Genomic DNA, 25,189 nt, shown 5'->3' on the forward strand with positions numbered 1-25,189 from the left:
GCCTCTCTCTCTCTTTAAAAATCAATAACCAATTTAATTCGCATGGTTAATTTTTTGATACGTTAATTATGTTATAGTTTTAGATAGATAGTGTCAATAAGAAAGGATTGTCAAACATGAATTCAAGTGAATTGTATAATTTACATCTAGAGATCAGGGAACTAAGCAGCCTATCACAGGAATTGGTTGAACCGTTATTGGTTAAATATGATTTAACTTCTGTACAGTATCGCGCATTGCAATTAATAGTCTTGAATGAATCCATAGCTGTTAAAGATGTTTCGAATCATTTGAAGATTAAACCTGCAGCAGGAACTGCACTAATTGATCGGCTTGAACGGAAGAAGTTGATTGAGAGGGTACACAGTGAGGATGATCGGCGGGTAGTTTTTATCCAATCCACCGAAAGTGGAAGGAATACCTATCATTCCATCAATCAGTGTTTTACCAAAATTTTTCGTGACTTTTATAGCGTCCTAAATGAAGAGGAAACGGAACGTCTCAAACAAATCGTTGGGAAACTTACCGAACATCTGTCGTCATGCATAGAGAATAAAATATAGTCTTCCTGACGTGTACAGTTTCCATTATAATAGAAAGAAGAAGCACTATATATTTATTAAAGCAGTGAATTTCACTGTTTTTAGGTAGTTAATTATCAGAATAATTAAAAAATATACTAAGTATAAACGTCATTCAATAATTTTTTTATGGTGTAAGTAATCCATTAAAGAAGATATGACGGCTGGAAAATGAAAATGTATCAAAAGGAAAAGAAGTTTTTTTCTCAGGATTCATCATGACGAACCAGGCAGGGTGCTGATTACAAAGAATCTGAAAAGAAGGAGATGGTAAAATGATTTCCCCATTAACCCCAATGGATTGGAAGCGCAGGGCCGTAAAATATTATCCTCAAAAAGTGGCAATCATCGATGAAGAGAAAGAGTTTACATATAAGGAATTCGGGCAGCGAATAGATCAACTTTCCAAAGCATTGCATTCTTCGGGAATTGAAAAAGGCGACCATATTGCAGTAATGTTGCCAAATACGCATTATATGTTGGAATGTTTTTATGGCATTTGTCAAATGGGAGCGGTAATGGTTCCTTTGAATTATAGGCTTGCTGCAGAGGATTTGGAATATATCATCAAGCATAGCGATTCAAAAATGTTGATAGTCGATGAAGAATTCACCGCTCCGATCGAAAAGATCATTACTAGACTATCATTGGAAAAAATCATTATCGTGCCTGTTGAAGGACATGAAACCACTTTACCTGGGATAGACTATGAGAATTTCATTTTGCATGCAAATGATGATGGACTGCCAGAGGTTACAATGGATGAAAATCAACTTTTGACTATAAATTACACGAGTGGAACGACTTCAAAACCAAAAGGGGTAATGTTGACCCATCGCGGGAATTACATGAATGCAGCTAATTTCATTTATCACCTTGGAGTGAAGCATGACGATGTATACTTACATACCCTGCCAATGTTTCATGCAAATGGGTGGGGGGGTGTATGGTCGGTAACGGCTACTGGCGGGACCCATGTATGTTTAAGGAAAGTTGATCCTCCTCTTATTCTCAAATTATTCGCCCAGCATAATATTACATTGTTATGTGGAGCACCTACTGTCGTCAATATGCTAGTGAATGATCCTAAAGCAAAAGAAACAAATATCAAAGTGCGTCCAAGGATGGCAACAGCAGGTGCTCCTCCAGCAGCAGCGCTTATACAAAAGGCACAAGAAATACTTGGTTTGAATATGATTCACGTTTATGGATTAACAGAAACTTCCCCTTTCATCCTATATAACGAGTGGAAGGATGAGTTTGAAGCTAAATCGGCGGACGAACAAGCAATAATAAAAGCAAGACAAGGTATTGAATTGGTTTTCAATGGGGAAACGATGGTAGTCAATCAAGATGGAAAAGCAGTCGCTTGGGATGGAAAGGAACTGGGGGAAATCATTACTCGCGGCAATGTTGTAATGGAAGGATATTATAAGGATCCGCAAAAGACGGCCGAAGCAATTCGGGATGGATGGTTTCATACAGGGGATCTGGCAGTGACCTATCCTGATGGCTATATTGAAATACAGGACAGGGCTAAGGATTTAATCATTTCCGGGGGAGAAAATATTTCTTCAACAGAGGTGGAAGGGGTATTGTATAAACATCCAGATGTTTTGGAGGCAGCGGTCATTGCCATCCCACACGATAAATGGGGAGAAACGCCTAAGGCAATCATTGTGTTGCACCCCAATGCGGAAGTGACAGAAAATGAGATCATTACCTTTTGCCGTTCAAACATGGCTCACTTTAAAGCACCGACAAAAGTTGAATTCGTAGAGTCTTTACCGAAAACGGCAACAGGTAAGCTACAAAAATACCGTTTGAGGGAAATCCATTGGAAAGGATCGAAAAAGGTAAATTAAAGGCTTTCATAGGAACGGGATATATATTAAGTGAATGTCATAAAAAGAAAATCAAATGAAGTATTGCAATTACCAAGACCAAGAATGCATTTAAATAAGCATTCTTGGTTTTTTATAATCATGGAAAGCGCCATTTCCTCTGTAATACTAGGAGCGGGATAGATTAATTAACGAGGGCTTCTAAATGAAAGATTTGACTTAGTGTAATATATATACGTTATTTTAGATAAACTTGGTTTTTTACCACTAGCATAGACTGATACATGATAAGCATGTTTTCCGGAATAATATGCTGCTATTAAACTATTAGGACTGCCAGCAAGTGCTGATGCCAGTGCAGTAGCTACTCCTGCTGGTGCGGTTGGGCCACCTGCAAACACAAGAGTACTTACGATGCTTAACCATGTTGTTCCCTTTTGATGAGCCTTTACCATCTTTCCTAATTGGGTATTTGTTAGTTTAGCTTGATGAGCAATAGGTTTGCTCATTTCAATGATGCTTGCTGTTGGTTGTATTTGTATAACATCATCACTAATTAATTTGACTTCCACAATGGGGGTGACTGTTGATGAAGGTATTGTTTCATTTTTCTCTTCGGCCAATGTATTGGGGACATGTGAGAATACTAATAAACTTATTATTAGTATTAAAAATAAGGTCTTTTTCTTCATTTTCATAACACTCCCTTATACTTTTTTGAAAATTTGGTATAATATCATACTATATAACTATATGTAGGAGGTCAGGATAAATATGGAAAATAAGGAAAAAAGTTTTAAAACAGTGAAAATTGTACTTATTTCTATATGTCTAGGTTTTATAATCAGGATGTCCTCAGTAATAATAGCTGGTCGAAATTTATTTTCTATGTACAACATAGACCTATTAATTTTATTTATAGCAATAATTGGATTAATTATATGGTTGAATAAAAAGAAAAAAAGAATCTAATTATTCGGTTTGGAGACAAAAGGGGTCCTTTAGCGGTGTCTGGAGGAACCGTTCAAACCCTTTAATCCCATTAGTCTTTATTCTGACTTAGTGTTAGTTTTTATAAAAAAATCATTATTTCCGGATAATTAGAGTGGGAACTTTCATAAATGGATTTTGTGAATTCGTTAAAAATAAAAGGCGGGAGGAAAAACAGATTGTTTTTCGTCCCGCCTTTTTTTATGAAAAGCACGAAAAATTTAAATAAACCTAATGAGATCATATTATATGAAGAAACTAGAAGCACATCAAAAAACAAACGATGATCTATTAAAAATTCTGTAAATTTAAATGAAACATTATAACGTTATATTGATTAGTTCGGCAAAATATGATAATCTGTTTTTGTAAAGAGAAATGTAATGAATTCTTACACAATTCAGTGTAACCGTATACAAAGTACTTGCAATCGATAGGAAGTATCGAAAAGGATGAGGGAAATGACAGATACGTTAGTTCTAAAGAATGTAAAGATGTTAGAGGGAAATGCAGCGGATATCATACTGGAAAATGGGATGATTAAAGAAATCGCACTACCCGGAACTGCAACAGGAGATAAGATATTAGATTATGATCAAAAAGTTTATGTTTCTAGCGGATGGATTGATATGCATGTACATGCTTTCCCGGAATTCGATCCTTATGGTGATGAAGTTGATGAAATTGGATATAAAACTGGTGTAACAACGGTCATTGATGCAGGAAGCACGGGGGCAGATAGGATATCTGATCTGGTTAGCAGTTGTGAAAATTCCAAAACGAATGTTTTCGCCTTTCTGAATATTTCGCGGATTGGATTGAAAAGGATTGATGAGTTATCGGATATTTCATGGCTGGACGAAGGAGAATTAAGGAAGGCAATTTCCAAGTACGAGGATTTTGTCGTTGGACTTAAAGCGAGAATAAGTAAAAGTGTGGTTGGTCCAAATGGTGTCGAGCCATTAAAAATCGCAAGGAGGTTCTCGGCTGAAACTGGTTTACCATTAATGGTCCATATCGGTTCAGGGCCACCTGATATTAAGGAAGTCCTTGAATTACTTGAGGAAAAGGACATTATTACCCATTTTTTAAATGGTAAAGCGAATAATTTATTTGATGTAAGAGAAGAGCCGCTGCCTGAGTTCAGTAAGGCGATTGAACGTGGTGTCCATTTGGATGTAGGTCATGGAACGGCAAGCTTTTCTTTTAAAACTGCCGAAATGGCGAAAAAGCGGGGAATCCGCTTCAATACGATCAGTACGGATATATATCGGAAAAACAGAGAGAATGGGCCAGTTTTTAATATGGCAAATGTGCTAACAAAATTTTTGTACCTCGGTTATCCATTAAAAGAGGTAATAGATGCCGTTACGGTCAATGCAGCAGCTTGGTTGCATAAACCAGAGCTTGGCAGGATTTCAACTGGGGATATTGCGAACTTGACCTTATTCTCGATCGAGAAAGAGCCGACTCTTTTATTGGATTCCGAAGGTGAAAAAAGGATGGCAGAAAAAAGAGTTGTTGTAAAAGGAGTGGTTATAAATGGAGAATTCATTGAACGCTAAATACGGTTTGAAAAGAGTCATCAATGCAAGCGGAAGAATGAGCATATTGGGGGTTTCTGCCCCGACTGACACAGTGATGGACGCGATGAAAAAAGGTGGGCAAAATTATGTTGAAATTTCTGATTTAGTCGATAAGTCAGGCCAGCATATAGCGAATTTGCTTCATTCTGAAGCAGCGGTCGTCGTAAACTCAGCATCAAGTGGAATTGCGCTTTCTGTAGCGGCGATCGTGACTGAAGGAAACAGAAGGAAAAGTGAAAGGCTTTATCAAGATCTTATTCAAAAGAATGAAATCATCATGCTGAAAGGCCATAACGTTCAGTATGGTGCACCGGTTGAAACCATGATTTACCTTGGTGGCGGAAAATTGGTTGAAGTTGGGTATGCAAACGAAGGGAAGGCAGAACATATTGCGGATGCCATTAATGAAAATACTGCCGCCATTTTATATGTGAAATCGCATCATGCTGTTCAGAAAAATATGATATCGGTCGAAGAAGCGTGGGAAGTGGCCAAAAAGAATAGTATCCCTCTGATTGTCGATGCAGCAGCTGAGGAGGATTTGAAAAAATATGTACAATTCTCCGACTTGGCGATCTATAGTGGATCAAAAGCCATTGAAGGACCCACGTCAGGTATCGTTGCTGGCAGAAAAAAATATATCGAATGGGTAAAGGTTCAACTGCACTGTATCGGAAGGAGCATGAAGGTTGGAAAGGAAACTACCTTTGGGCTGCTTCAGGCATTGGATGAGTATTTTGTCAAGATAGATAATAGCGAAAAAGAAAAAGCTAGTTTACAAGTTCTCACATCACTTGACTCCATTGATGGCGTAAAAGTAACGATAGTGCAGGATGAAGCCGGCCGCGCCATATATAGAGCCCGTATTTCCATTGATCCTTTGATAACGAAAACGACGGCGAAAGAAGTGAACGAGCAGCTCAGAAATGGGAATATTGCCATTTATACACGTGATTATGGGATACGGCAAGGCTTTTTCGATATAGATCCGCGTCCATTGCAGGGTGATGATATAAATGTCATTGAAGCACAATTAAGAACCATATTAGGAGGAAAACAAGGATGACAAACATAAATAAACGGTTATTGAATGATCGTGTAGCCTTAAATGTACTTGCAAATAGTGTGGAAAATGCAGTGGAAGTCTTTGAAGCTGCGGAAGGCCATGTATTGGTTGGTGTACTCTCAAAGGATTATCCAACTGTCGAAGCTGGTGTTACAGCAATGAAAGAATACGGGGAAGCCATTGATGAGGCCGTTTCAATAGGATTGGGCGCGGGCGATAATAGACAGGCAGCAGTTGTCGCAGAAATAGCAAAATACTATCCAGGCAGTCATATTAATCAGGTTTTTCCGGCTGTTGGTGCTACGAGGGCCAATTTAGGCGATAAGGATAGCTGGATAAATTCTCTTGTTTCTCCAACTGGGAAAGTCGGTTATGTGAATATCTCCACTGGTCCAGTAAGTGCAGGTGCAAGTGAAACTGCCATTGTGCCTATCAAAGCTGCCATTGCGCTTGTTCGCGATATGGGTGGAAATGCTTTGAAATACTTCCCGATGAAAGGCCTGAAGCATGAAGATGAATATCGTGCTGTTGCAAAAGCTTGTGGTGAAGAGGGGTTTGCATTGGAACCGACAGGTGGAATCGATTTAAGTAATTTCGAGACCATATTAGAAATTGCATTAGAAGCAAAAGTGCCTAAAGTCATTCCCCATGTATATTCTTCCATCATCGATGAAGAGACTGGTAAAACGAATGGGGAGGATGTACGGAAATTATTGGCCATGACAAAAAAATTGGTTGAAAAATATGCCTAAAAGGATTGTGGCATTCGGGGAAGTTATGATGCGTTTGCAGGTACCAGGGTATGAATTGCTATCACAGGCTAACACTCTGCAATACTCCTTTTCGGGCACGGGAGTAAACGTAGCTTCTGCGATGACAAAACTAGGACATGATGGGTATGTTGTGACCAAGTTACCGGATAACCCACTTGGGGATTCAGCGATTTCAGCTTTGCAGCGCTTAGGAATTGGAAGGAACTTCATCTCTAGAGGCGGCAAATACATGGGGATGTACTTTTTGGAAAATGGATTTGGACAGCGGGCGAGCCGTGTCACATATTCCAATCGACTGGAAAGCAGTTTTAATACAGCCACCTTATCCGATTATGATATGGATATGATTTCGGAAAGTACGGATATCATCCATTTTTGCGGAATCACGCTCGCAATGGCGGAAAATGTACGGGAAAGTATGAAGGCGCTGGCTGGAAAAGTCAAAGAAAGAGGCGGTACAGTCTGTTTCGATTGCAATTACCGTCCCTCTTTATGGGAGGGAGGTTACGCTGACGCAAAGCCTCATTATGAAGAAATGCTTTCTTTGGCTGATATCGTCATGATGAATGAGAAAGACGCCCTATATATTTTAGGAATGAAGTCAGAAAGCTCCACAAGGGAAGAGCAGCTTATTGAGTTGATCCCTGAAGTGGCCAAGAAATTCAATATTCAATCGATAGCAGGGACACATCGTTCGATCAACAGTGATAATAGCCATACATTGAGGGGGTATATATACAAGGAAGTGACATTTTACTTTTCCGATATCCTATCATTTTCCGTATATGATAGAATAGGTTCAGGCGATGCCTACACCAGCGGAATCCTGCATGGCGAATTGCTAGGATTTTCCCCTGAAAAGGCAGTTCGGTTTGCGGCTGTATCAGGAATGCTGGCATGTACTGTCGTTGGAGATACTCCTTTGGCAACCGAAAAGGAGATACTCTCGGCAATGGAAGGTAAAATGGAAGATATTAAGAGATAAAGGCAGGAGATTAGGAATGAATGTGAACAGAAAAAATGGACCGATGTATTTACAGATAAAAGAAATTTTAAAGGATCGTATTTTACATGGGGTTTATGCCATCGACACAAACATTCCCTCTGAGCCTCTTTTGGAAGAAGAATTTAACGTAAGTAAGGTAACTGTCCGAAATGCAATCAAAGAACTAGTTCAAGAAGGGTATGTTGAAAAGAAAAGCGGCAAAGGCACTAGAGTCATAGCTAATGGTTCGATTGTCAAACTTTCAAAAGGAAAGCGTTTCACAGAGCTGTTGGTGGAGGAAGGGCACTCCATTTTAAAAAAGGTGTTAAACATAAGTCATGTTGACCTTTCTTCAGACTCTAAGCTGCATTCTTTATTTGGTGACCATTGCTTAAGTATCGAACGGATATATTTATTGGACAATGAACCTTATATTTACTTTACACATTATGTTTCACTTGATTTAAACCAAGAAGAGATAGAAGAGGTCCAAATCAATTCTTTGTACCGCTTTTTGGAAGATCAAAACGTCAAACTTGAAATATTCAGAGATGAGTTTGCCGTTGCTATCGCTCCGGATCACATTTGCGAAACACTGAAAATCGAAAACAATAGTCCAGTACTAAAGAGGATTCGGATTTCCAGTGATGGGGACGGAAATGTTAAGGAATACAGTGAAGGATATTACAACACGGCTAAACAGAACTACATTGTGACATATAACGAGCCGGTACAATAATCCCATTTATTGTATTGGTTTGATTGTAAGCGATTTCTTGGGAATGGGGAGAACATATGGATCTATATTTATTAGGAATCACGCTGATAGCAATCGTAATAGTTATTTTGGGGGTATCATGGTGGAAATGGCATGCATTCATTAGCTTGACTGTAGCCAGTTTATTTTTAGCGGTTTTTTCTGGACTGCCAATGGACAAGATTGTCGGAGCTTATGAAACGGGTGTCGGAGCGGTCCTTGGTCACCTTATTGGAATATTGGCCTTAGGGACCATCTTAGGAAAGATGATGTCCGACTCTGGAGCCGGGATGCAGGTTGCTGACTTTTTCATTAATAAATTCGGCGTGAAAAAACTGCCATGGGCCATGCTTTTATCTGGTTTCATCATCGGCATTCCCGTATTTTTCGAGGTTGGTTTAGTAATATTGCTGCCTTTGGTCATTTCCATTCGGAAATCTACCAAAGTGAACATCTTGTTAATTGGTATTCCAGTACTTGCTGGTTTATCGATCGTACATGGGCTGGTACCTCCGCATCCTGGAGCCATGACAGCCATTGGAATTTATAATGCTAACATGGGACAAGTACTTCTGTACTCATTGATCATCGCATTCCCGACTGCTGTAATTGCGGGACCTCTATTCGCAAGATGGATTCATAAACGGGTCATTCCTGTTGGAGAACCGGAATTGATCCGGGTGGAAACAAAGTCAAGTGGATTACCAGGCACTGGTGTTTCGTTCTTCATCATCCTTTTGCCGGTATTGTTGATGGTTTTAACGGTAGTGGCGCCTTATGTGCCGATACCGGGTGCCATTGAAAAATTCTTATTGTTTATCGGAAGTCCAGTGATCGCCCTATTAATCTCCTGTTTTGCAGCTTACTATTTCTTGGGCTACAGACAGGGTATGGACAAATCACTAATTAAAAAGTTGACGGAAGAATGCTTATTGCCATTAGCTTCCATAATTCTTATTATCGGTGCTGGCGGAGGATTCAAGCAAATTTTAATTGATAGTGGCGTAGGGACTGCAATCGCTTCCATGTCTGAAGAAATTTCTTTATCACCGATCGTTCTTGCATTTCTTGTGGCCGGACTGATTCGTATTGCCACAGGTTCTGCAACCGTCGCTTTGACTACGGCAGCAGGGATCGTTTCGCCGGTCGTTGCCAATATGACGGGTGTTAATCTTGAATTGCTCGTTATTGCCACGGGAGCAGGCTCACTTATGTTCTCCCATGTTAATGACGCCGGTTTCTGGTTAGTAAAAGAATACATGGGATTAACCGTTAAAGAAACTTTCAAAACTTGGACAGTCATGGAAACCTTACTATCCTTCGTGGCATTCGGTTTGGTTTTAATTTTCGATATATTCATTTAATTAAAGAAAATTTCTGCAATCCCTGATTAAGTAGCATTTACCTCCGTGAACTGTCTTGGGGTGACAGATCACGGAGGCTTTTATTTAGTTATAAAATGACCGGCTTTACTCTTAAAGATAGGTCGTTGCGGAAAAAACAGAAACTAAATTCATTCACAATTGGAAGTAGTATGACTAGTGACAAGGGTGTAGTTTCATCCAGGAGACGTTTGTTTGGCTCCTCGAAGATATAAGTCCTGACAGAGACTTCTATATTGCAAGATTGACAGCTTCCCGTTTACATATTCATTCTGAATATAATCCAATAATTCATTGGCATGGTTAGGCTTTTGACGTTTTTCCTGAATATAATGGAGAATTAAAACTTCTATATTCACACACTCACCTTACTTGACAAGTATTTTTTTCCATTAACAATATAACATGGGCATTCAAAAAAATATCATTTTTTGAATATTTTAACTATCGACATATTTATACAAATAATGGAGTGATTCGGAGTAAGCGGTGGAAAATCTTATCGGGAAATGCAAAAATAACGGTATTGTACCGACTTGCTGTTAAGTCGGCACAAAAAAACCCTTGATAATTCAAGGGTTTTTTTGTTGATTTAGGTGATAAAACTGATTTTGCAACGACTTCATGCTTGTATCTTTTGTACAGTTAATGGTGATAAGCGCAGTTCTGCGGATTCTCTCTTAATGGAGAATAAATAAGCTGCCAAACCTAAGATGGCTGTAAAAATCAGCATGGCGATCGATGAACTGAAGTCCCCGCCAGACAAGTCACGAAGCCATCCCATGATATAGCTCGAAAAGCCGCCCATGATATTCGTGAATCCAATTAGACCAGCGGCTCGTCCTGCAGTTTCAGGTGTTGAGTATTTTACCATGAGCATATTACTTAGATGGAACACACCGCCTTGACATCCCATTGCCAGTCCCATACATAGTCCTGCCAAAATAGGATTGGGGATGAAGACAGCTACAGTCAAAAAGACAGCCGTCAATGAAAATAGAATCGTGGCCATCAAACTTGGACGTCTGGTTTTGTCAGCCAGAAAACCGCATGCCAAGACAAATCCTAAAGCGAATAGCCAGGAAAGTGAAGTAATGCTCGACATTCCTTCCTTTTCGAACCCTTTTGCCTCAATGAGGTAGGTAGGAAGCCAAATGCTGATTCCGAAAAATAAAAAGGAGCATACGAGCATGCCGAACCAAACAATCCAGAAACGATAATCTTGGGCGAAACTCTTCTTGTTCTCGGAGGAGGTGGTTTCTTTCATTTCATCATCCGTTTGGCGAATGAAAGCCAATTCTTCCTTACTTATCCGGGGGTGCTCTTCTGGTGTATTCCTCGTCATGAAGATGAACATCGGGATATTTATAAATAAGTTGAAAGCTGCAAGCATAAAGAAAGCTGCTTGCCAGTGGAGTAAAGATATCACGAGCACCAAGAAAATGGCTCCCATTGCCGGTCCTAAATAGTTTCCGGTAAGCCAAGATGCCTGGGCCCTTCCCAATTCGCGTTTATTAAACCAGTTAGAAATGAATTTTCCGGAAACCGGAATCATCATCCCCTCACCAAAACCAAGAATGATCCTGCTTATTAAAAACATTTCATATGAATTTGCCAGGCCTGACGTGATCATCGTGAGTGTCCAAATGAATAAACCGCCGATGGCTGTTTTACGGGCACCTAATTTATCAATGATGAAGCCCCAAAAAAGATTTGAAACTCCATAAGCAATGGTGAATACAAATGATAGAAGACCGATCTTTGCATTTTTGTCATCACCAGTCATACCGAGTGCATGCAAGAATTCCGGATCTGTTTGAATGATGGAAATGCCAACTTTATCAATTTGTCCGAAAAACCAAAAGAAAAAAATTGGAACGGCAATATACAACCATCTTTTTTGCCCATTTAACATAATACCATCTCCTTATCGCTTTTTAGCATTCCTTAAAACACTTACATGTGAGAATAAGTGTTTTACGGTTATCCCTTTAGAAAGGTACTAGTTTTGATTTTCCCGCCTTTCTTTATAATTTTGATAGATAAAAAGGAACAGAAGTGTTTTGTAAGGAAAACAAAGTTTTACTTTCTTAACGATAAATTAAAATAATTTGATTGTCAATTTAATATTTAGATAATTTTCTATTTTTAGAATAAACAATCTTATAAGCGCTTTCAGTTAAAAAATGAACTCTGTTTCATCCTATTGAGAGGTGGATCTCTATTAAGCCAGGACTTATAATGGATGTAAATCTAATTCTTTGTGTCAAAAAAACAAATTATTATCAAATTATTAATAATTCTGACTTGTTGATATTGAATTTGAAATCAGGAAAATCTATAATTCATTTATATTGTTTTGTATATGAAATACTTAATATTGGAAAATTCCGTGATTTGGCAGAGAATATCGACGTATTAAAATGCTTCATTTATTTTTACTTGTGTAATTGGTTATATTTGGTTATAAAACAACAAGCTTTTCTATTGATAAGTCAATTAAGCTAGGCCTTCCAAATAGTTTTATATATGTAAATATGCTTTAATTGACACATATACACTATTCTATTTATACATGAAGAGTAAAGGATTGTGAGGTAGAAATGGTTGCCAATTTGCAGTACTGCCCGATTCATTATCAGGAATAGGGATAAGGAATAGCGCTTGAAGACACCAGCTTGGTTATCGCTCTAGGCTTTTACTAGCCGTTTTCCGGAAGCTGTGAAAGCGTTGATTATATCTGATGTGACTCGTGGGCCAGCTGTTGTTAGCATGAAAGAAAGTAAACGGAAACTTCTGAATTGATTACAATCCATCGAAATTTGGTCGGATGAACTTGTAAAGCAGAGGGCAGTGCGCAGCTACTGGCGCAAAAAGTTCCTGTCTAGTTAAGGAAGCAAAAGAAAGCAGGCAACCATTGAAGTATGCATCAAAAACATTCACCAAATGAACAATCAGAAAAAAATGTACATATTCTGCAAGTTCTTCTTTCTAGGTATGAAGAAAGCTTTTCTGAATGGTTATAGTCAGGAGAAAATGAGATTTATTCACAACGGGGGGAATACTCGAATGGCAAGCGAAGAAAAAGAGAAAGAGAAATATAGTGCTAATTCATTGGTTAGAGGGTTGGAAATCATTAAGCTCTTTAATGAAGTACAGCCGAGCTTGTCTCTTTCAGAAATAGCAAAACAACTGGGAGTAAGCAGAACAGTACCATATCGTTTATTATTCACATTACAAAATATTGGTTACTTGTCTCAGGATGAACATACCAAACGTTATAGTTTAACGCCAAAGGTTCTTGAATTGGGATTCAGCTATTTGAATAGCTTGAAATTCCAGGAAATTGTCCAGCCTTATATGGAGACCTTACGTGATGAAATCGGAGCCTCCTGTCATCTGTCCATTTTAGATGGACAGGAAGTTGTTTATGTTGGAAGTGCCCCGATCAGAGGTGTATCAGCTGTCAATGTGAACATAGGTTTGCGGCTGCCGGCACATGCTTTGGCCAATGGAAAATTACTTTTGGCATATCAACCGAAAGAAATGCTAATGCAAATGTTCAAAATCTCAAACCTGACTCCTTATACAGACAGAACACTCACCGCGCCTGGTGAATTTCAAAAACAGCTGGAATCGATTCGGCAAAATGGTTATTCGATGACAAGCGGGGAATTTCACCCTGGCATCCGTTCCGTTGCAGCCCCGATTTTTGACAGGACTGGGAAAGTGTTGGCTGCCTTGAATGTCGTGGCAACAGAGTCTGCTTACCAGGAGGATTTCATCGATAAAATTGCCTTGCCGAAACTGTTGGAAGTTTCTCGGCAGTTATCCGTTTATATGGGATATAGCGGGGTTAAGCCTTATCAACACGAAGATGTCTGAACAATTTAAATCTATTGATAAATGAATAACCTCTTTCGAAAGTGTGGATCTCCCAATAGGGAATCCACACTTTTTGTGTTAAGAAAAGCAAATCGTTACAAGTTTATCCCATAATGGAGAGCGTTCGGATTATAAAAATAGTTTTAAATATTCTAAAAATTCGTTGACAATGAAGCGTTTTCATTTTAGACTTAATTCATAGACAAAACAATGTTTTGCTTATGAAACATAACTCGGTTAAGAAACAACAAATAAGGGAGGAATTTTAAAATGACAAAAGAAACTTTCTCAGTGAAGGATTTTGAAAAAAAATATGTTGCCCGATTGAAAGACCGTACTCTTGATTGGAATGTCTTGAAGTTCCAAGAAGAAATTGATCCTGCTTATAGACGCGCACAGATGAGATATATCGGACGTGGTGCGACTGCCAATAACGATACGAATGTAATTGCAGGTGTACATTTCACTTTAAGTACTATGGTGCTTCCTCCGGGATGTATCGGTCCTTTGCACCTTCACGACGATGTTGAAGAAGTGTTTTTCATTCTTGAGGGTGAAGTCACGGCATTAATTCAAGAGGATAGCTACAGTGAAGTGCATGAAATTAAATTAAGTGCGAGAGATTGCATCAGCAGCCCACCAGGGGTTTATCGGGGAATTAGGAATGACGGTGATGTGGAAGCGCGCATGCTCGTGATGCTAGGGGCAGTAAAACCTAACTTGCCGACTTATCCTGAAGGCAGTGACCTCGAAGAACTGCGTAAACAACGCGCTAAAGAAAGAGAAGCCATCATTAAAGAGTGATCATTTAGCCGAAAGGGCACCTGCATTATGAAAATTAATGAGGCGCCCTTTTCGATTAGATTGTTAAATATGGCCAATTCAATTTATTTAAAGTCATTAAATTATGGGAGGTATAAAAAATGCTTGGGATTACTCATTTACGACATATAAGCATGATAACTCCGAATTTCGACGATCAAGCAGAGTTTTATGAAAAGGTTTGGGGACTTGATAGAGTGGATGTTCCGGAAGAGGAGAATACGGTTTATTTCCGCGGGGCTGGACCGGAACATCATATTTTAAGCCTTCACAAGGGAGAAAAACGTGGTTTGCATCATATAGCTTTTGGCATGGTCGATAAAAATGCGGTGGACCGTGCAGCAGGGATATTACAATCGAAGGGCGTTCGAATTATTGAACCACCTGGATATTTGGATGAAGCAGGTGCCGGTTATGGCCTCCGGTTAATTGATCCGGAAAACCGCGTGATCGAGCTTTCGGCTTGGGTGGAAGTGCAAACGTCTATTTGGAGCAAGAAAAATGTTGACCCAGTGAAATTGAATCATGTTGTAATGAACACGAAGAACTTAGATATGATCGTTGAGTTTTATACGGATGTACTTGGTTTTAAAGTCACTGATTGGAGTGAGCACCAAATGTCATTCCTGCGATGCAACAGGAAACATCACTCCATTGCCTTCAATCAAGATGAGCATGCGTCAGTCAATCATATCGCATACGAGGTCGATTCCGTGGATGAACTGATGCGAGGAATAAGCAATGTGCGAAAAGCGGGCTTTTCAGAACTTTGGGGACCTGGACGTCATGGGCCTGGAGACAATATTTTCTGTTATTTTCAAGACCCAGGCGGTTTTGTTATGGAGTATACATGTTATCTGGAAACGATCGAAGATGAATCTGAGTGGAGAGCACGAGTATGGAAACGGGTCCCGCATTTAATGGACCAGTGGGGAATTGCAGGGCCGCCGAAACCTGAAGCCCGCAAAGCAATGGGAGGCGATCCCGATGCAGGCTGGGTTGATTCTCATATAGATGGTTCTGTCATGGCGGAAAAATGAGGAGGATTTTGATGTCCTCCCATTATTCTTGCGCGTAGTTACAGCGTTTGAGGAAAATGGCTTTGAAAAGGAGTGAAGAGAGTGGATTTAGGATTGCAAGGAAAAGTGGCTGTCATTATGGGCGGCACGTCGGGCGTGGGATTAAAAACAGCAGAAATGTTTTTAGCTGAAGGAGCGAAAGTGGCTATATGCGGCAGAAGTGCAGAGCGTATGGAAAGTGCACAAAGTCAATTGCTCTCATTTGGTGAAAAGGCAGATATTTTTGCATCAACATGTGATGTCACCTCAAAATCGGATGTGGATTCTTTCATTAATGGTACCGCTGAGAGGTTTGGCGGAATCGATATATTGGTGAATGCAGCCGGACAAAGCGTGATGGGTCACTTTTTTGACATAACGGATGAGCAGTGGGAAGAACAGATTCAGTTAAAATTCTTTGCCATCATATATGCCGTTCGTGCTTCGCATCCTCATTTAGTGAAAAGGGGAGGAGGGCGGATTATTAATATTAATGCAACCCTCGCTAAAGAACCTGAACGTCATATGGTAGCGACTGCAGCAGCAAGGGCTGGCCTCCTTAATTTAAGCAAAACCTTATCCCAGGAATTGGCTTTTGACAATATATTGGTAAACTCAGTCAGTCTTGGATTGATCCGGACCGATCAATGGGAGCGAAGAAGATTGAAGAATGCTCCTGATATGGACCCTGAAGAATATTACGGAGACCTTGCGAAAAAACGGAATATCCCTCTCGGCCGCGTAGGGGAAGCGGAAGAAGTTGCCAGTGTCATTGTTTTCCTTGCTTCAGACAAAGCAAGTTATGTAGCAGGTTCGACGATTGAGACGGCAGGAGCGATCGGAAAGGCACTTTAAATATATTACTGAAAAAGGTAGGATAACGCGATGAAAATACAAGAAGAAATAGAGTTTACGACCGCCGATTCCATCGTAAAGGAGCTTGTTCAAGCAGGAGTTGAAACTGCTTTCGGGATTGTCAGTATACACAATATGCCCATCTATGATGCAATTCTTAGAGAAGGGAGCATCAAACTCATTTGTTCACGCGGTGAGAGCGGTGCCGTCAACATGGCTGATGGCTATGCCCGTGCCACTGGGAAATTGGGTGTAGTGATTACCAGTACTGGAACAGGGGCAGGAAATGCTGCTGGTTCCCTGGTGGAAGCATGGGCAGCTGGCGTCCCCCTTCTTCATCTTACCGGTGAGGTGGCTTCTTCTTATCTTGGTACAGGCAAAGGATACATACATGAGTGTAAAGACCAGCTATCAATGATGAGCGGAGCATGTAAAAATGCAGTGAGGCTTAGAAATCCTGAGCAATGTGCCGCGGTTGTAAGGAAGGCGATCGAAGAAGCGTTAACTGCACCAACGGGTCCGGTTACATTGGAAATTCCCATTGACTATCAATCGGCGATCATAGAAGATCTTTCACTGGAAGGGCTACGAGCTTCAACATCTGAAACAAATCCATTGCCATTCATTCCTGAACAAGCTGTGCAAAAAATGGTGGGGGCACGCCGTCCTGTCATATGGGCCGGTGGCGGAGTCATCGGTGCCAATGCTTCGCAAGAGCTGCAAAAATTAGCGGAAATCCTTGGTGCAGCGGTTATAACCAGTCAGTCAGGAAAAGGTTCAATTCCAGAAAACCATGAACAATGCATCGGACATTTTGCGGCATATGAAACAACAAAAGAGTTTTTAAGAAATGCAGATTTATTGATTAGCGTAGGTGTAAGGTTTAGGGGCAATGAAACATCCAACTGGAAAGTGCCGGTGCCACAAGAACATATAGCGATCGATGCTGATTGGCAGGCCATTAACCGGAACTATAAAGCAACTATAGGTTTGGTTGGCGATGCAAAAGATATGTTAGCTGCCATCATTCAAAAGCTCGAAGAACATTCAGTTCATGCGGAGCCTTCTTATTTAGAAGAAGTTCTGTCGCTTAGAAACGAAGTGCGCGCCCAACTCAGGGAAACGCTTGGACCTTATGAGCAATTTGTAGATGGCATGAGGGAGATATTACCAGATGATACCATTTTAGTTCGTGATGTAACCGTACAGGCAAACGTTTGGGGCAGCCGTTTATTTGAAATCTATGAACCGAGGACATCGATTCATGCATCAGGCGGCGGAATCGGTCAAGGTCTTCCAACAGCAATCGGTGCCCAAATGGGATGTCAAGATAAAACCGTCGTTCTGATGGCTGGAGACGGAGGTTTTATGGTGAATGTCGGGGAAATGGTCACGGCAGCCGAAGAAAAATTACCAGTTATCATCGTATTGTTCGATGACTCAGGCTATGGGGTTCTTCGCAACATTCAAACAGCCGCATATGGTCGGCAGGTAGCCGTGGATTTATTGAGTCCTGATTTTGTGAAATTGGCTGAGTCCATGCATTTTGATGCAGTGCGTATTGGTTCTGGAGATGAATTCATATCCGAACTGAAAAAGGCTAAGGAAAGACGTAAACCTTCAATGATCGTTGTTGATATGGAAGCTGTGGGGCCGATGGCCAAGCCATTTGGCGGACCGCCAGGAGCTGCGGAAGCATTTAAGCCCAAAAAACTATAAGGAGGATTGAGAATGATTTCGACATACCCATTTGTTTCAGGAAAATATCTAGTTAATGGAGAATGGAGAGAATTACCGGAAAAAATCGATGTAGTGAATCCGGCAAATACATCGGAAGTAGTTGGCCAGGTGGCAAAATGCTCTGAAGAAATCGTGAATGACGCGATTGAAGCGGCGGAAAATGCTTTTGAAACGTGGTCCCGCTCTGATATCGGGGAACGGGCTAACCGGATGAACACTGCGGCAGAAGAACTTTCAAAAGTTATCGAGGAGAATGTTACAGTGTTTGTACGTGAAAATGGCAAAACACTTGTTGAAGCTAAAAAGGATTTATTGCGCTGTGTTGAAGTCATGAAGGGCTGTGCAGCAGAGTTACTTGATTGGTGGAAGCCTGAAGTGCTCCCAGGAAAACAAAAAGTCCAAATCCGTAGAAGGGCAAGAGGTGTCACGGCAATAATCACACCTTGGAATTCTCCGATGATATTAACCTTTAAAAGGGTCATACCTGCTGTTTTGGCAGGCAATGCCGTTGTCGTAAAACCTGCAACGAATTGTCCCTTAACGATCATGACCTGTTTAAAAGTAGTTGCCGAACATTTTCCTCCAGGAGTCATCAATATAGTCTCAGGATCTGGAAAAGCAATCGGCGACACACTATGCACCGATTCACGCGTACGGACATTGGCGTTTGTCGGAAGTACGGAAACCGGGAAAGATATCATGCAGAAATCAGCTGGAAATCTGCAAAAAGTATATATGGAACTTGGCGGCAATGATCCTGCAATCATCTTGGAAGATGCCAATATGGATGAAGCGGCTATCAAACGTTTGAGGATGGGGATTTTACGAGCAGCGGGTCAGGTTTGTTCTGCTGTAAAAAGAGTGTATGTCCAAGAATCACGTTATGATGAGGTTGTGGAAAAGCTGACCAAAGAGTTTAGCCGGATGGTAATTGGTGATGGCATTCAGCCTGATGTAACTATGGGTCCATTGAATAATAAAGCACAATATGATTTTGTGAATGGCTTGATCGAACGTACCGCTAAGTCAGGAGGAAATATAATCACAACCGGCATTCAGCTGAATCCGGAAACTTGGGATAAAGGTTATTATATGCTTCCTTCCATTATTACTGGCCTCGATCAACAGAGCGAATTGGTTCGAGTGGAACAATTCGGACCGATCATTCCAATTTTACCTTTCAATGATATTGATGAAGCTGTAAAATTAGCGAATGATAGTGAGTTTGCGCTGCGTGCATCTGTTTGGACCGAAAATGAAGATATCGCTGTCGAAATGGCAGATCGCCTTGAAGCTGGTGCGGTTTTCCATAATAATCATACCGTTTTCAGCGACTTGGCTCTGGATTTCCCTGGCTTAAAAGAAAGTGGGGTTTCGCGGGAAACAAGACATTGCGGGTTGGAATTCTTTGCGGACTCATACGGGTTTGCTGATTGAGGAAGGATGAAACTACATGAAATTAGGTTTAATCGGGTGCGGTAATATCGGGAAATTTCTGCTACAGGCAATTAATAACGACGGACTTCTTCCAGGTGGGAAAATCGTTGCGATATATGCCCGCCGTGAAGAAGTCGCGGCACAGCTAGCAGAGGAATTCAGGACACAGCCATTTAGTGATGTCGACGAACTCCTTAAATCCGATGTAGATATGGTTATAGAGGCAGCAACGATTGAAGCAGCTGAAGAGTATGCATTGAAAGTGCTTAAAAGCGGGAAGGATCTCTTGCTTAGCAGCATTGGCGTGATGGCGAATACTGCCTTTGAAGAACAATCAAATCAGATTTGCAAAATGAATAACGTGAATATTCTCCTTCCGTCTGGTGCGATTGGAGGTCTCGATGTACTTAAATCGGCAAAAGCGGTGAATGGCCTTGAATCTGTTTGCATCACCACAAGAAAACCGCCAAGCGCATTGCCCGGAGGGGCTTCAGTGACAGAAGAAACGGTATTATTTGAAGGATCTGCTGCAGAAGCAATCAAACAGTTTCCGAGAAACATTAATGTTGCGATTGTGCTGTCAATGGCTGGTCTTGGATCAGAAAAGACGAAAGTGAAAATCATTGCCGATCCAAATGTGTTAAAAAACAATCACCTGATAGAAGCTTCAGGTTCGTTCGGGAAACTGAAACTGGAAGTGGAAAATGATCCGATGCCTAATAATCCGAAAACGAGTTATCTAGCGGCATTAAGTGTTTTGGCGACTCTGCAAAATAAGGAAAAGAGCGTTCAAATCGGGTAATGCATTATGATGTAAAGCTTGGAAGGGAGAGAAAAAGTATGCTTAAAACTGAAAAATCCTTAGAAGAAATGTCGAAACAGCAAGTTGTTGACTATTTGAACGAAACGGTTAAACCAGAGGAAGGCGTTATACCTGCATACCTCCTTGGAGACCCAAAGGTTTATGATATAGAACATGAAAAAGTGTTTTTGAAAACATGGGTTTTTATCGGTCATGATTCTGAAGTACCCAACAAAGGAGACTTCATGACCCGTGAACTAGCTGGCTACTCGCTCATCATCACACGTGATGCTGAAGGGGAAATCAGGGCGTTTTATAATATGTGCACCCATCGCGGAATGAAACTATGCCGTGCAGATAAAGGGAACAAGTCATTATTTACGTGTCCCTACCATGGATTTAATTTTAAAAACACTGGAGAGCTCGTAGGGGTGCCATTACAAAAGGACATATATGGGGGCAACCTTGACCGGTCGGAATTGGGCCTTCACAAAGTGAAGCTTGAATCCTATAAAGGTCTTTTATTTGGAACTTGGAATGAAGATGCAGAGCCACTTGAAGAGTTTCTTGGAGACATTAAATGGTATTTGGATATCCTTGTAGGACGTGCAGAAATGGAAGTTATCGGTGTCCCGCAAAGATTCATTGTTAAATCCAACTGGAAAGTTGGTTCCGATAACTTTGTTGGTGATTCCTATCACACGATGGTCACACACGGTTCCATTGCAAAACTGGGCATGGTGCCCAATGCTACCTATTCAAAGCGTGGTTTTCAAATCCATATGGATAACGGGCATGGACTGAACTTAGGGACACCTAACCCTGACTTCGCTTTCCCGGAAGAATTGAAAGATGAATTTAAAACTAATTTGTCTGAAGAACAATATGAAGTGTTATCAAACTTAAAGAATATGATTGGAAACGTTTTCCCCAACTTATCATTTTTAATATCCCATACAAAAATCAAAGACCAGTTCATCTCCAACACTTCTATTAGAATGTGGCGGCCAATCGGTCACAATCAAATGGAAGTGATCGCTTGGATGCTCGTGGAAAAGAACGCCACTCAAGATTGGAAAGATAGATCAAGAGATTCATTTATCTTGACCTTTAGCCCATCCGGTATTTTCGAACAGGATGATACGGAAGTGTTTACGGATATTACTGAAGCAGCCCAAGGTCCAATGCCTTTCCTAAAGAATCTAACCTACAATTATACAATGGGCCTTCATCGAGAACCAGTTGATTTTATAGGACCTGGTGTTGCTTACGATGATAAATTCACGGAAGCGAGCCAAAGGAATTTTTACAAATACTGGCTTGAATTGATGACGAAATGATAAGCGGGAGGGGGAACGGAAATGAATGTGGAGAAAATGTTGCTCAAATGTGAATTTGAACAGTGGCTGTATGATGAAGCTCAATTACTCGATGATATTGAATTTGATGATTGGTTCGATTTAATGCACTCGAGCTTACGCTATCAAATGCCAGTACGTGTTAATAAAGAAGGGGTGGAACGCCCGGATTATTCAACGGAAATGTTTACATTTAATGATGATATTGAGCTGCTGAAACTGCGCGTGGATCGTTTGAAAACGGATTATGCTTGGGCGGAAATACCACCATCAAGAACACGGCGTTTTGTCTCTAATGTACGCGTTAAAGACTATGTTGAAGGTGAAAAGGCAGTCGTAAAGAGCTACCTGCTTATCTATCGAAGCCGCAGCACTGATATTCAGCATGATTTGATTTCGGGGGAACGAAATGATGAATTCATTTTCGAAGAAGGTAAATGGAAACTATCCAAACGGATATTCATTGTTGATCAATCAACGATAAATACCAGAAATCTTGCTATCTTCGTATAATATTGACCTGAATAAAAAGAGATAACAAGGAGGCTGGTTACAATGGCAATGGCGTTAAAGGATAAAGTAGTGTTGATTACTGGAGGCAATTCAGGTATCGGAGAGGCTGTCACAAGACGTTTTATACAAGAAGGGGCAAAAGTCAGCATCATCGGCCGCTCGATAGAAACGCTAAATAAAATGAAAGAGGAATTTGGTGAAGAAATCCTCATTAACCAAGGCGATGTAAGCAAATATGAAGACAATGAGAGGGCTGTTCAGGCCACTGTCAAGCAATTTGGAAAGCTGGATGTTTTCGTTGCCAATGCAGGAGTCTTTGATGGATTTGCAAAATTTGCCGACGTAACTCCCGATGCACTTTCAGAAGCATTTGATTTTCTGATCGATATTAACGTTAAAGGATCTTTCTTCGGTGCTAAAGCCGCTCTTAAAGAACTGCAAAAATCGAATGGCAATATTATTTTCACCGTATCAGGTGCTAGTTTCTATCCGGATGGCGGCGGGGTTTGGTACACAGCAAGCAAGCATGCCCAAATAGGGCTGATGCGCCAACTTGCCTTTGAACTTGCTCCTGACATAAGGGTGAATGCTGTAGCGCCTGGTGGCACTCTGACAGCATTATCGGTCATTCCTCCCCTACGTCCATTCGTTAAAATCGTGGATAATGAAACGAAGGCCAATAGCATTAAAAAAAGAAACCCTCTTCAGCTTGCACAGATGCCCGACGATCATGTAGCTGCTTATGTCCTGTTAGCATCGGACGCAGCGCGTGCAATTACCGGCGAAGTCATCTCCAGTGATGGAGGATTGTCAGTTCGCGGACTGGGTTGAGTTCATAACAAAATAAACTACGGGAAGAAGGTTTATAAGTATGGCTGAATCACTATTGGGCAATAGGAATATTAATCAACTCGCATTTGTTGTAAAAGATATTGAAGCTGCTAATCTAGCTTTTACAAGACTGCTGGGCATTAAGAAGGCAGAACCGTTTCTAACTGGTGACAGTTCTATTTCGAAAGTCACTTTTAGAGGTGTACCAACGGAATCACAATCCAAACTGGCTTTTCTGAATACACCAACCGTCCAATTTGAATTAATAGAACCCGATAAAAATCCAGGAACGATGCGTGAGTTCCTGGATGAAGTAGGTGAAGGGATTCACCATATTGCTTTTGATGTAGACTCTATCCAAAAGAGGCTGCCAATCATGGAGAAAAGTGGATACCCAGCTTTGCAAACGGGAGAATTCACTTCAAGTGACGGCCGATATGTATATGTGGATACACTAGATGATCACAAAACGTTAATTGAAATGCTTGAAAGTGCAGAGCCGAGAGAAACGGCATGGGAAAGACCAGAAGATGCTAGCGTTCAGCCGCTATTAGGGACTAACAAAGTGGAACAGATTGCGTTAGTTGTAAAAGACCTTGATGCGGCTGCAGAAGCATATTGTAAGTTGTTGGGGATTGAAAAACCTCCCATCATCCATTCTGGTTCAACCGATATTACAAACGTGATTTACAAAGGGAAGCCCACTGAAGGAAAGTCAAAATATATGTTCATCGATACGCCGTTAATTCAAATTGAATTAATCGAGCCGGGTGAATCACCCAGTACGTGGAAAGATCATCTTGAAACATATGGTGAGGGTGTTCACCATATCTCTTTTGTCGTTAAAGACATGGAGGCTAAAATGAAGATGCTGGAAGAAATGGGCTATCCGGTCATACAGACAGGTGACTTTTTTAACGGAAAAGGCCGATATGCCTATATGGATACAACATCGACCTATAAAGTTATTATTGAATTGCTAGAACGTTTTGATGAGTAAACATGTACCAATTTCATCAAAAGATGTTCTGGATGCAATTGTCTGAGCACTTGGAAATTACATAATTTGGAATAATGAACTCCAGCGGTCATTCAATCTAAAACCTAGCCATTTTCCCACCTAATCAGCTGATTAACTTACTAAAAGTGAAACCGTAAAAAGCATACAAGGCAATGGGCGGAAAGGGGACTTCAACCATGGCCTTGTAAGTGATCGTTGTGTCGTTCCTCATACCAAGATATATCAACCATAGTAACATCCTCATTACGGGCCGGTAAAAAGGAAATTCAAAAAGAAAACCATAATGAATCGGTAGTTTTTTGGAGAAAGGTATTCTCCAGTAGGAATATAATAAGCGGTGAAATTCAATGTTTGCACGGCTTGCCGCTATTCGGTCATTACTATTAATTGCCAGTTGCAGTTTATCCGTTGCCCATTCCAGTTTTTTTAATTCCTCCTCCGTAATTCCTTCACAAGCTTATTGGATCGAATAGTTTTCGAGCATTTTCGTGATTTCCAATTCCTGCTGTAAAAGTTCAATATCCATATTGGATATGACCATCCCTATGCCAGGTTTCACCTGAAGCAAATTTTCCTGTTCCAATTTCCCCGTTAAACGGTCTCAGGGGCAAAAATATACCTTCAATGATCGCATTTTTTATAACAAAAAATAAAGCTTCCCTTAAGGACTTAGTAGAATAATGTTCTATTTTTTCTGTAATATATTGATAGTGTATTCAGGGAAGCCCCCATCCATACTGAAACTGGGGAAACTGCCTGATACTTTTGGAAATACAAGGGTGTCATAGAGTAAGTGGAAGCTCACAGTAGGTTATATTATCATAGGTTTTGATATGGGGATTTTTTTTACAGATAATTAAGAAGTGAGATTCATGTTGCTCGATTACATAAAGATGCTATGAT

The 25,189-nt window shown here is 40.6% G+C and carries 24 protein-coding genes; 19 read left to right on the plus strand and 5 right to left on the minus strand.

The genetic code is table 11. From position 1 onward, the window contains the following. Positions 1 to 116 precede the first annotated feature (116 nt). Both ABOA58_RS12115 and ABOA58_RS12120 read left to right on the plus strand, forming a co-directional pair. Positions 117 to 563, plus strand: a complete 447-nt coding sequence (locus ABOA58_RS12115) for a MarR family winged helix-turn-helix transcriptional regulator (RefSeq protein ID WP_350302483.1) — start codon at positions 117 to 119, stop codon at positions 561 to 563. 293 nt (positions 564 to 856) lie between these two features. Beyond that, positions 857 to 2,446, plus strand: a complete 1,590-nt coding sequence (locus ABOA58_RS12120) for a long-chain-fatty-acid--CoA ligase (RefSeq protein ID WP_350302484.1) — start codon at positions 857 to 859, stop codon at positions 2,444 to 2,446. A gap of 167 nt (positions 2,447 to 2,613) precedes the next feature. Here ABOA58_RS12120 and ABOA58_RS12125 read toward each other — a convergent pair whose 3' ends face one another. Further along, entirely contained in the window at positions 2,614 to 3,117 is a 504-nt protein-coding gene (locus tag ABOA58_RS12125) for a hypothetical protein (protein ID WP_350302485.1), read from the minus strand. A gap of 759 nt (positions 3,118 to 3,876) precedes the next feature. Here ABOA58_RS12125 and ABOA58_RS12130 point away from each other — a divergent pair. From ABOA58_RS12130 to ABOA58_RS12155, 6 genes are read left to right on the plus strand one after another with little or no spacing between them, the layout of a single operon-like run. Further along, positions 3,877 to 4,980 (plus strand): amidohydrolase/deacetylase family metallohydrolase, encoded by a 1,104-nt coding sequence (locus ABOA58_RS12130; RefSeq protein WP_350302486.1) that lies wholly within the window; start codon positions 3,877 to 3,879, stop codon positions 4,978 to 4,980. Beyond that, complete coding sequence (locus tag ABOA58_RS12135) at positions 4,958 to 6,067, plus strand: DgaE family pyridoxal phosphate-dependent ammonia lyase (protein WP_350302487.1); 1,110 nt, start codon at positions 4,958 to 4,960, stop codon at positions 6,065 to 6,067. Before ABOA58_RS12130 ends, ABOA58_RS12135 begins: the two co-directional genes overlap by 23 nt. Beyond that, the gene (gene dagF, locus ABOA58_RS12140) at positions 6,064 to 6,819 is read left to right on the plus strand and encodes a 2-dehydro-3-deoxy-phosphogluconate aldolase (RefSeq protein WP_350302488.1); all 756 of its coding nucleotides are present in this window, start codon (positions 6,064 to 6,066) and stop codon (positions 6,817 to 6,819) included. The genes ABOA58_RS12135 and dagF overlap by 4 nt, the downstream gene beginning before the upstream one ends. Then, positions 6,812 to 7,825 carry a sugar kinase gene (locus ABOA58_RS12145; RefSeq protein WP_350302489.1) on the plus strand — a complete coding sequence of 338 codons (1,014 nt, stop codon included), beginning with the start codon at positions 6,812 to 6,814 and terminating at the stop codon, positions 7,823 to 7,825. The genes dagF and ABOA58_RS12145 overlap by 8 nt, the downstream gene beginning before the upstream one ends. A 16-nt stretch (positions 7,826 to 7,841) precedes the next feature. Then, positions 7,842 to 8,564, plus strand: coding sequence for a GntR family transcriptional regulator (locus ABOA58_RS12150; RefSeq protein WP_350302490.1), 723 nt, complete (start codon positions 7,842 to 7,844; stop codon positions 8,562 to 8,564). Positions 8,565 to 8,620: 56 nt separating this feature from the next. Beyond that, positions 8,621 to 9,946: a gluconate:H+ symporter gene (locus ABOA58_RS12155; RefSeq protein WP_350302491.1), complete on the plus strand. Its 1,326-nt coding sequence runs from the start codon at positions 8,621 to 8,623 to the stop codon at positions 9,944 to 9,946. A 194-nt stretch (positions 9,947 to 10,140) separates the two neighbouring features. On the opposite strand, the gene yppF is transcribed toward ABOA58_RS12155, so the two are convergent. Both yppF and ABOA58_RS12165 read right to left on the minus strand, forming a co-directional pair. Further along, positions 10,141 to 10,323, minus strand: a complete 183-nt coding sequence (yppF, locus tag ABOA58_RS12160) for a YppF family protein (RefSeq protein ID WP_214746539.1) — start codon at positions 10,321 to 10,323, stop codon at positions 10,141 to 10,143. Positions 10,324 to 10,586: 263 nt separating this feature from the next. Further along, the gene (locus ABOA58_RS12165) at positions 10,587 to 11,879 is read right to left on the minus strand and encodes an MFS transporter (protein ID WP_350302492.1); all 1,293 of its coding nucleotides are present in this window, start codon (positions 11,877 to 11,879) and stop codon (positions 10,587 to 10,589) included. A gap of 1,154 nt (positions 11,880 to 13,033) precedes the next feature. Between ABOA58_RS12165 and ABOA58_RS12170 the strand changes: the two genes are divergently transcribed. From ABOA58_RS12170 to ABOA58_RS12220, 11 genes are all read left to right on the plus strand, one after another. Then, the gene (locus ABOA58_RS12170; RefSeq protein ID WP_350302493.1) at positions 13,034 to 13,849 is read left to right on the plus strand and encodes an IclR family transcriptional regulator; all 816 of its coding nucleotides are present in this window, start codon (positions 13,034 to 13,036) and stop codon (positions 13,847 to 13,849) included. Between the two features lie 270 nt (positions 13,850 to 14,119). Continuing rightward, complete coding sequence (locus tag ABOA58_RS12175; RefSeq protein WP_350302494.1) at positions 14,120 to 14,653, plus strand: cupin domain-containing protein; 534 nt, start codon at positions 14,120 to 14,122, stop codon at positions 14,651 to 14,653. A 119-nt stretch (positions 14,654 to 14,772) separates the two neighbouring features. Further along, on the plus strand, positions 14,773 to 15,711 hold the full coding sequence (locus tag ABOA58_RS12180) for a VOC family protein (RefSeq protein ID WP_350302495.1): 939 nt from the start codon (positions 14,773 to 14,775) through the stop codon (positions 15,709 to 15,711). Positions 15,712 to 15,792: 81 nt separating this feature from the next. After that, positions 15,793 to 16,584: an SDR family oxidoreductase gene (locus tag ABOA58_RS12185; RefSeq protein WP_101221933.1), complete on the plus strand. Its 792-nt coding sequence runs from the start codon at positions 15,793 to 15,795 to the stop codon at positions 16,582 to 16,584. Between the two features lie 30 nt (positions 16,585 to 16,614). Then, entirely contained in the window at positions 16,615 to 18,303 is a 1,689-nt protein-coding gene (locus ABOA58_RS12190; RefSeq protein ID WP_350302496.1) for a thiamine pyrophosphate-binding protein, read from the plus strand. Between the two features lie 12 nt (positions 18,304 to 18,315). Continuing rightward, positions 18,316 to 19,761 (plus strand): aldehyde dehydrogenase family protein, encoded by a 1,446-nt coding sequence (locus ABOA58_RS12195; protein WP_350302497.1) that lies wholly within the window; start codon positions 18,316 to 18,318, stop codon positions 19,759 to 19,761. A 16-nt stretch (positions 19,762 to 19,777) separates the two neighbouring features. Continuing rightward, positions 19,778 to 20,563 (plus strand): aspartate dehydrogenase, encoded by a 786-nt coding sequence (nadX, locus tag ABOA58_RS12200; RefSeq protein WP_350302498.1) that lies wholly within the window; start codon positions 19,778 to 19,780, stop codon positions 20,561 to 20,563. A 38-nt stretch (positions 20,564 to 20,601) separates the two neighbouring features. Then, positions 20,602 to 21,903 carry an aromatic ring-hydroxylating oxygenase subunit alpha gene (locus tag ABOA58_RS12205; protein ID WP_350302499.1) on the plus strand — a complete coding sequence of 434 codons (1,302 nt, stop codon included), beginning with the start codon at positions 20,602 to 20,604 and terminating at the stop codon, positions 21,901 to 21,903. Between the two features lie 21 nt (positions 21,904 to 21,924). Next, the gene (locus ABOA58_RS12210; protein ID WP_076371322.1) at positions 21,925 to 22,434 is read left to right on the plus strand and encodes an aromatic-ring-hydroxylating dioxygenase subunit beta; all 510 of its coding nucleotides are present in this window, start codon (positions 21,925 to 21,927) and stop codon (positions 22,432 to 22,434) included. A 42-nt stretch (positions 22,435 to 22,476) separates the two neighbouring features. Then, positions 22,477 to 23,265, plus strand: coding sequence for an SDR family NAD(P)-dependent oxidoreductase (locus ABOA58_RS12215; protein WP_350302500.1), 789 nt, complete (start codon positions 22,477 to 22,479; stop codon positions 23,263 to 23,265). Between the two features lie 40 nt (positions 23,266 to 23,305). Further along, entirely contained in the window at positions 23,306 to 24,265 is a 960-nt protein-coding gene (locus tag ABOA58_RS12220; protein WP_350302501.1) for a VOC family protein, read from the plus strand. Positions 24,266 to 24,389: 124 nt separating this feature from the next. On the opposite strand, the gene ABOA58_RS12225 is transcribed toward ABOA58_RS12220, so the two are convergent. Next, on the minus strand, positions 24,390 to 24,731 hold the full coding sequence (locus ABOA58_RS12225; protein WP_350302859.1) for an FCD domain-containing protein: 342 nt from the start codon (positions 24,729 to 24,731) through the stop codon (positions 24,390 to 24,392). A gap of 12 nt (positions 24,732 to 24,743) precedes the next feature. Then, positions 24,744 to 24,869: a hypothetical protein gene (locus ABOA58_RS12230; RefSeq protein WP_350302502.1), complete on the minus strand. Its 126-nt coding sequence runs from the start codon at positions 24,867 to 24,869 to the stop codon at positions 24,744 to 24,746. Positions 24,870 to 25,189: the final 320 nt, after the last annotated feature.

This window comes from Peribacillus frigoritolerans (assembly GCF_040250305.1).
Classification (GTDB): domain Bacteria; phylum Bacillota; class Bacilli; order Bacillales; family DSM-1321; genus Peribacillus.

Bases quoted from the DNA above. Each gene is read 5' to 3' on its own strand.
- ABOA58_RS12125 (WP_350302485.1), bottom strand. From the start codon at position 3,117: ATGAAGAAAAAGACCTTATTTTTAATACTAATAATAAGTTTATTAGTA.
- ABOA58_RS12195 (WP_350302497.1), top strand. From the start codon at position 18,316: ATGATTTCGACATACCCATTTGTTTCAGGAAAATATCTAGTTAATGGA.
- ABOA58_RS12220 (WP_350302501.1), top strand. From the start codon at position 23,306: ATGGCTGAATCACTATTGGGCAATAGGAATATTAATCAACTCGCATTT.
- ABOA58_RS12210 (WP_076371322.1), top strand. From the start codon at position 21,925: ATGAATGTGGAGAAAATGTTGCTCAAATGTGAATTTGAACAGTGGCTG.
- ABOA58_RS12150 (WP_350302490.1), top strand. From the start codon at position 7,842: ATGAATGTGAACAGAAAAAATGGACCGATGTATTTACAGATAAAAGAA.
- ABOA58_RS12120 (WP_350302484.1), top strand. From the start codon at position 857: ATGATTTCCCCATTAACCCCAATGGATTGGAAGCGCAGGGCCGTAAAA.
- dagF (WP_350302488.1), top strand. From the start codon at position 6,064: ATGACAAACATAAATAAACGGTTATTGAATGATCGTGTAGCCTTAAAT.
- ABOA58_RS12205 (WP_350302499.1), top strand. From the start codon at position 20,602: ATGCTTAAAACTGAAAAATCCTTAGAAGAAATGTCGAAACAGCAAGTT.
- ABOA58_RS12130 (WP_350302486.1), top strand. From the start codon at position 3,877: ATGACAGATACGTTAGTTCTAAAGAATGTAAAGATGTTAGAGGGAAAT.
- ABOA58_RS12180 (WP_350302495.1), top strand. From the start codon at position 14,773: ATGCTTGGGATTACTCATTTACGACATATAAGCATGATAACTCCGAAT.
- ABOA58_RS12165 (WP_350302492.1), bottom strand. From the start codon at position 11,879: ATGTTAAATGGGCAAAAAAGATGGTTGTATATTGCCGTTCCAATTTTT.
- ABOA58_RS12145 (WP_350302489.1), top strand. From the start codon at position 6,812: ATGCCTAAAAGGATTGTGGCATTCGGGGAAGTTATGATGCGTTTGCAG.
- ABOA58_RS12155 (WP_350302491.1), top strand. From the start codon at position 8,621: ATGGATCTATATTTATTAGGAATCACGCTGATAGCAATCGTAATAGTT.
- ABOA58_RS12190 (WP_350302496.1), top strand. From the start codon at position 16,615: ATGAAAATACAAGAAGAAATAGAGTTTACGACCGCCGATTCCATCGTA.
- ABOA58_RS12115 (WP_350302483.1), top strand. From the start codon at position 117: ATGAATTCAAGTGAATTGTATAATTTACATCTAGAGATCAGGGAACTA.
- ABOA58_RS12175 (WP_350302494.1), top strand. From the start codon at position 14,120: ATGACAAAAGAAACTTTCTCAGTGAAGGATTTTGAAAAAAAATATGTT.
- ABOA58_RS12135 (WP_350302487.1), top strand. From the start codon at position 4,958: ATGGAGAATTCATTGAACGCTAAATACGGTTTGAAAAGAGTCATCAAT.
- ABOA58_RS12170 (WP_350302493.1), top strand. From the start codon at position 13,034: ATGGCAAGCGAAGAAAAAGAGAAAGAGAAATATAGTGCTAATTCATTG.
- ABOA58_RS12215 (WP_350302500.1), top strand. From the start codon at position 22,477: ATGGCAATGGCGTTAAAGGATAAAGTAGTGTTGATTACTGGAGGCAAT.
- nadX (WP_350302498.1), top strand. From the start codon at position 19,778: ATGAAATTAGGTTTAATCGGGTGCGGTAATATCGGGAAATTTCTGCTA.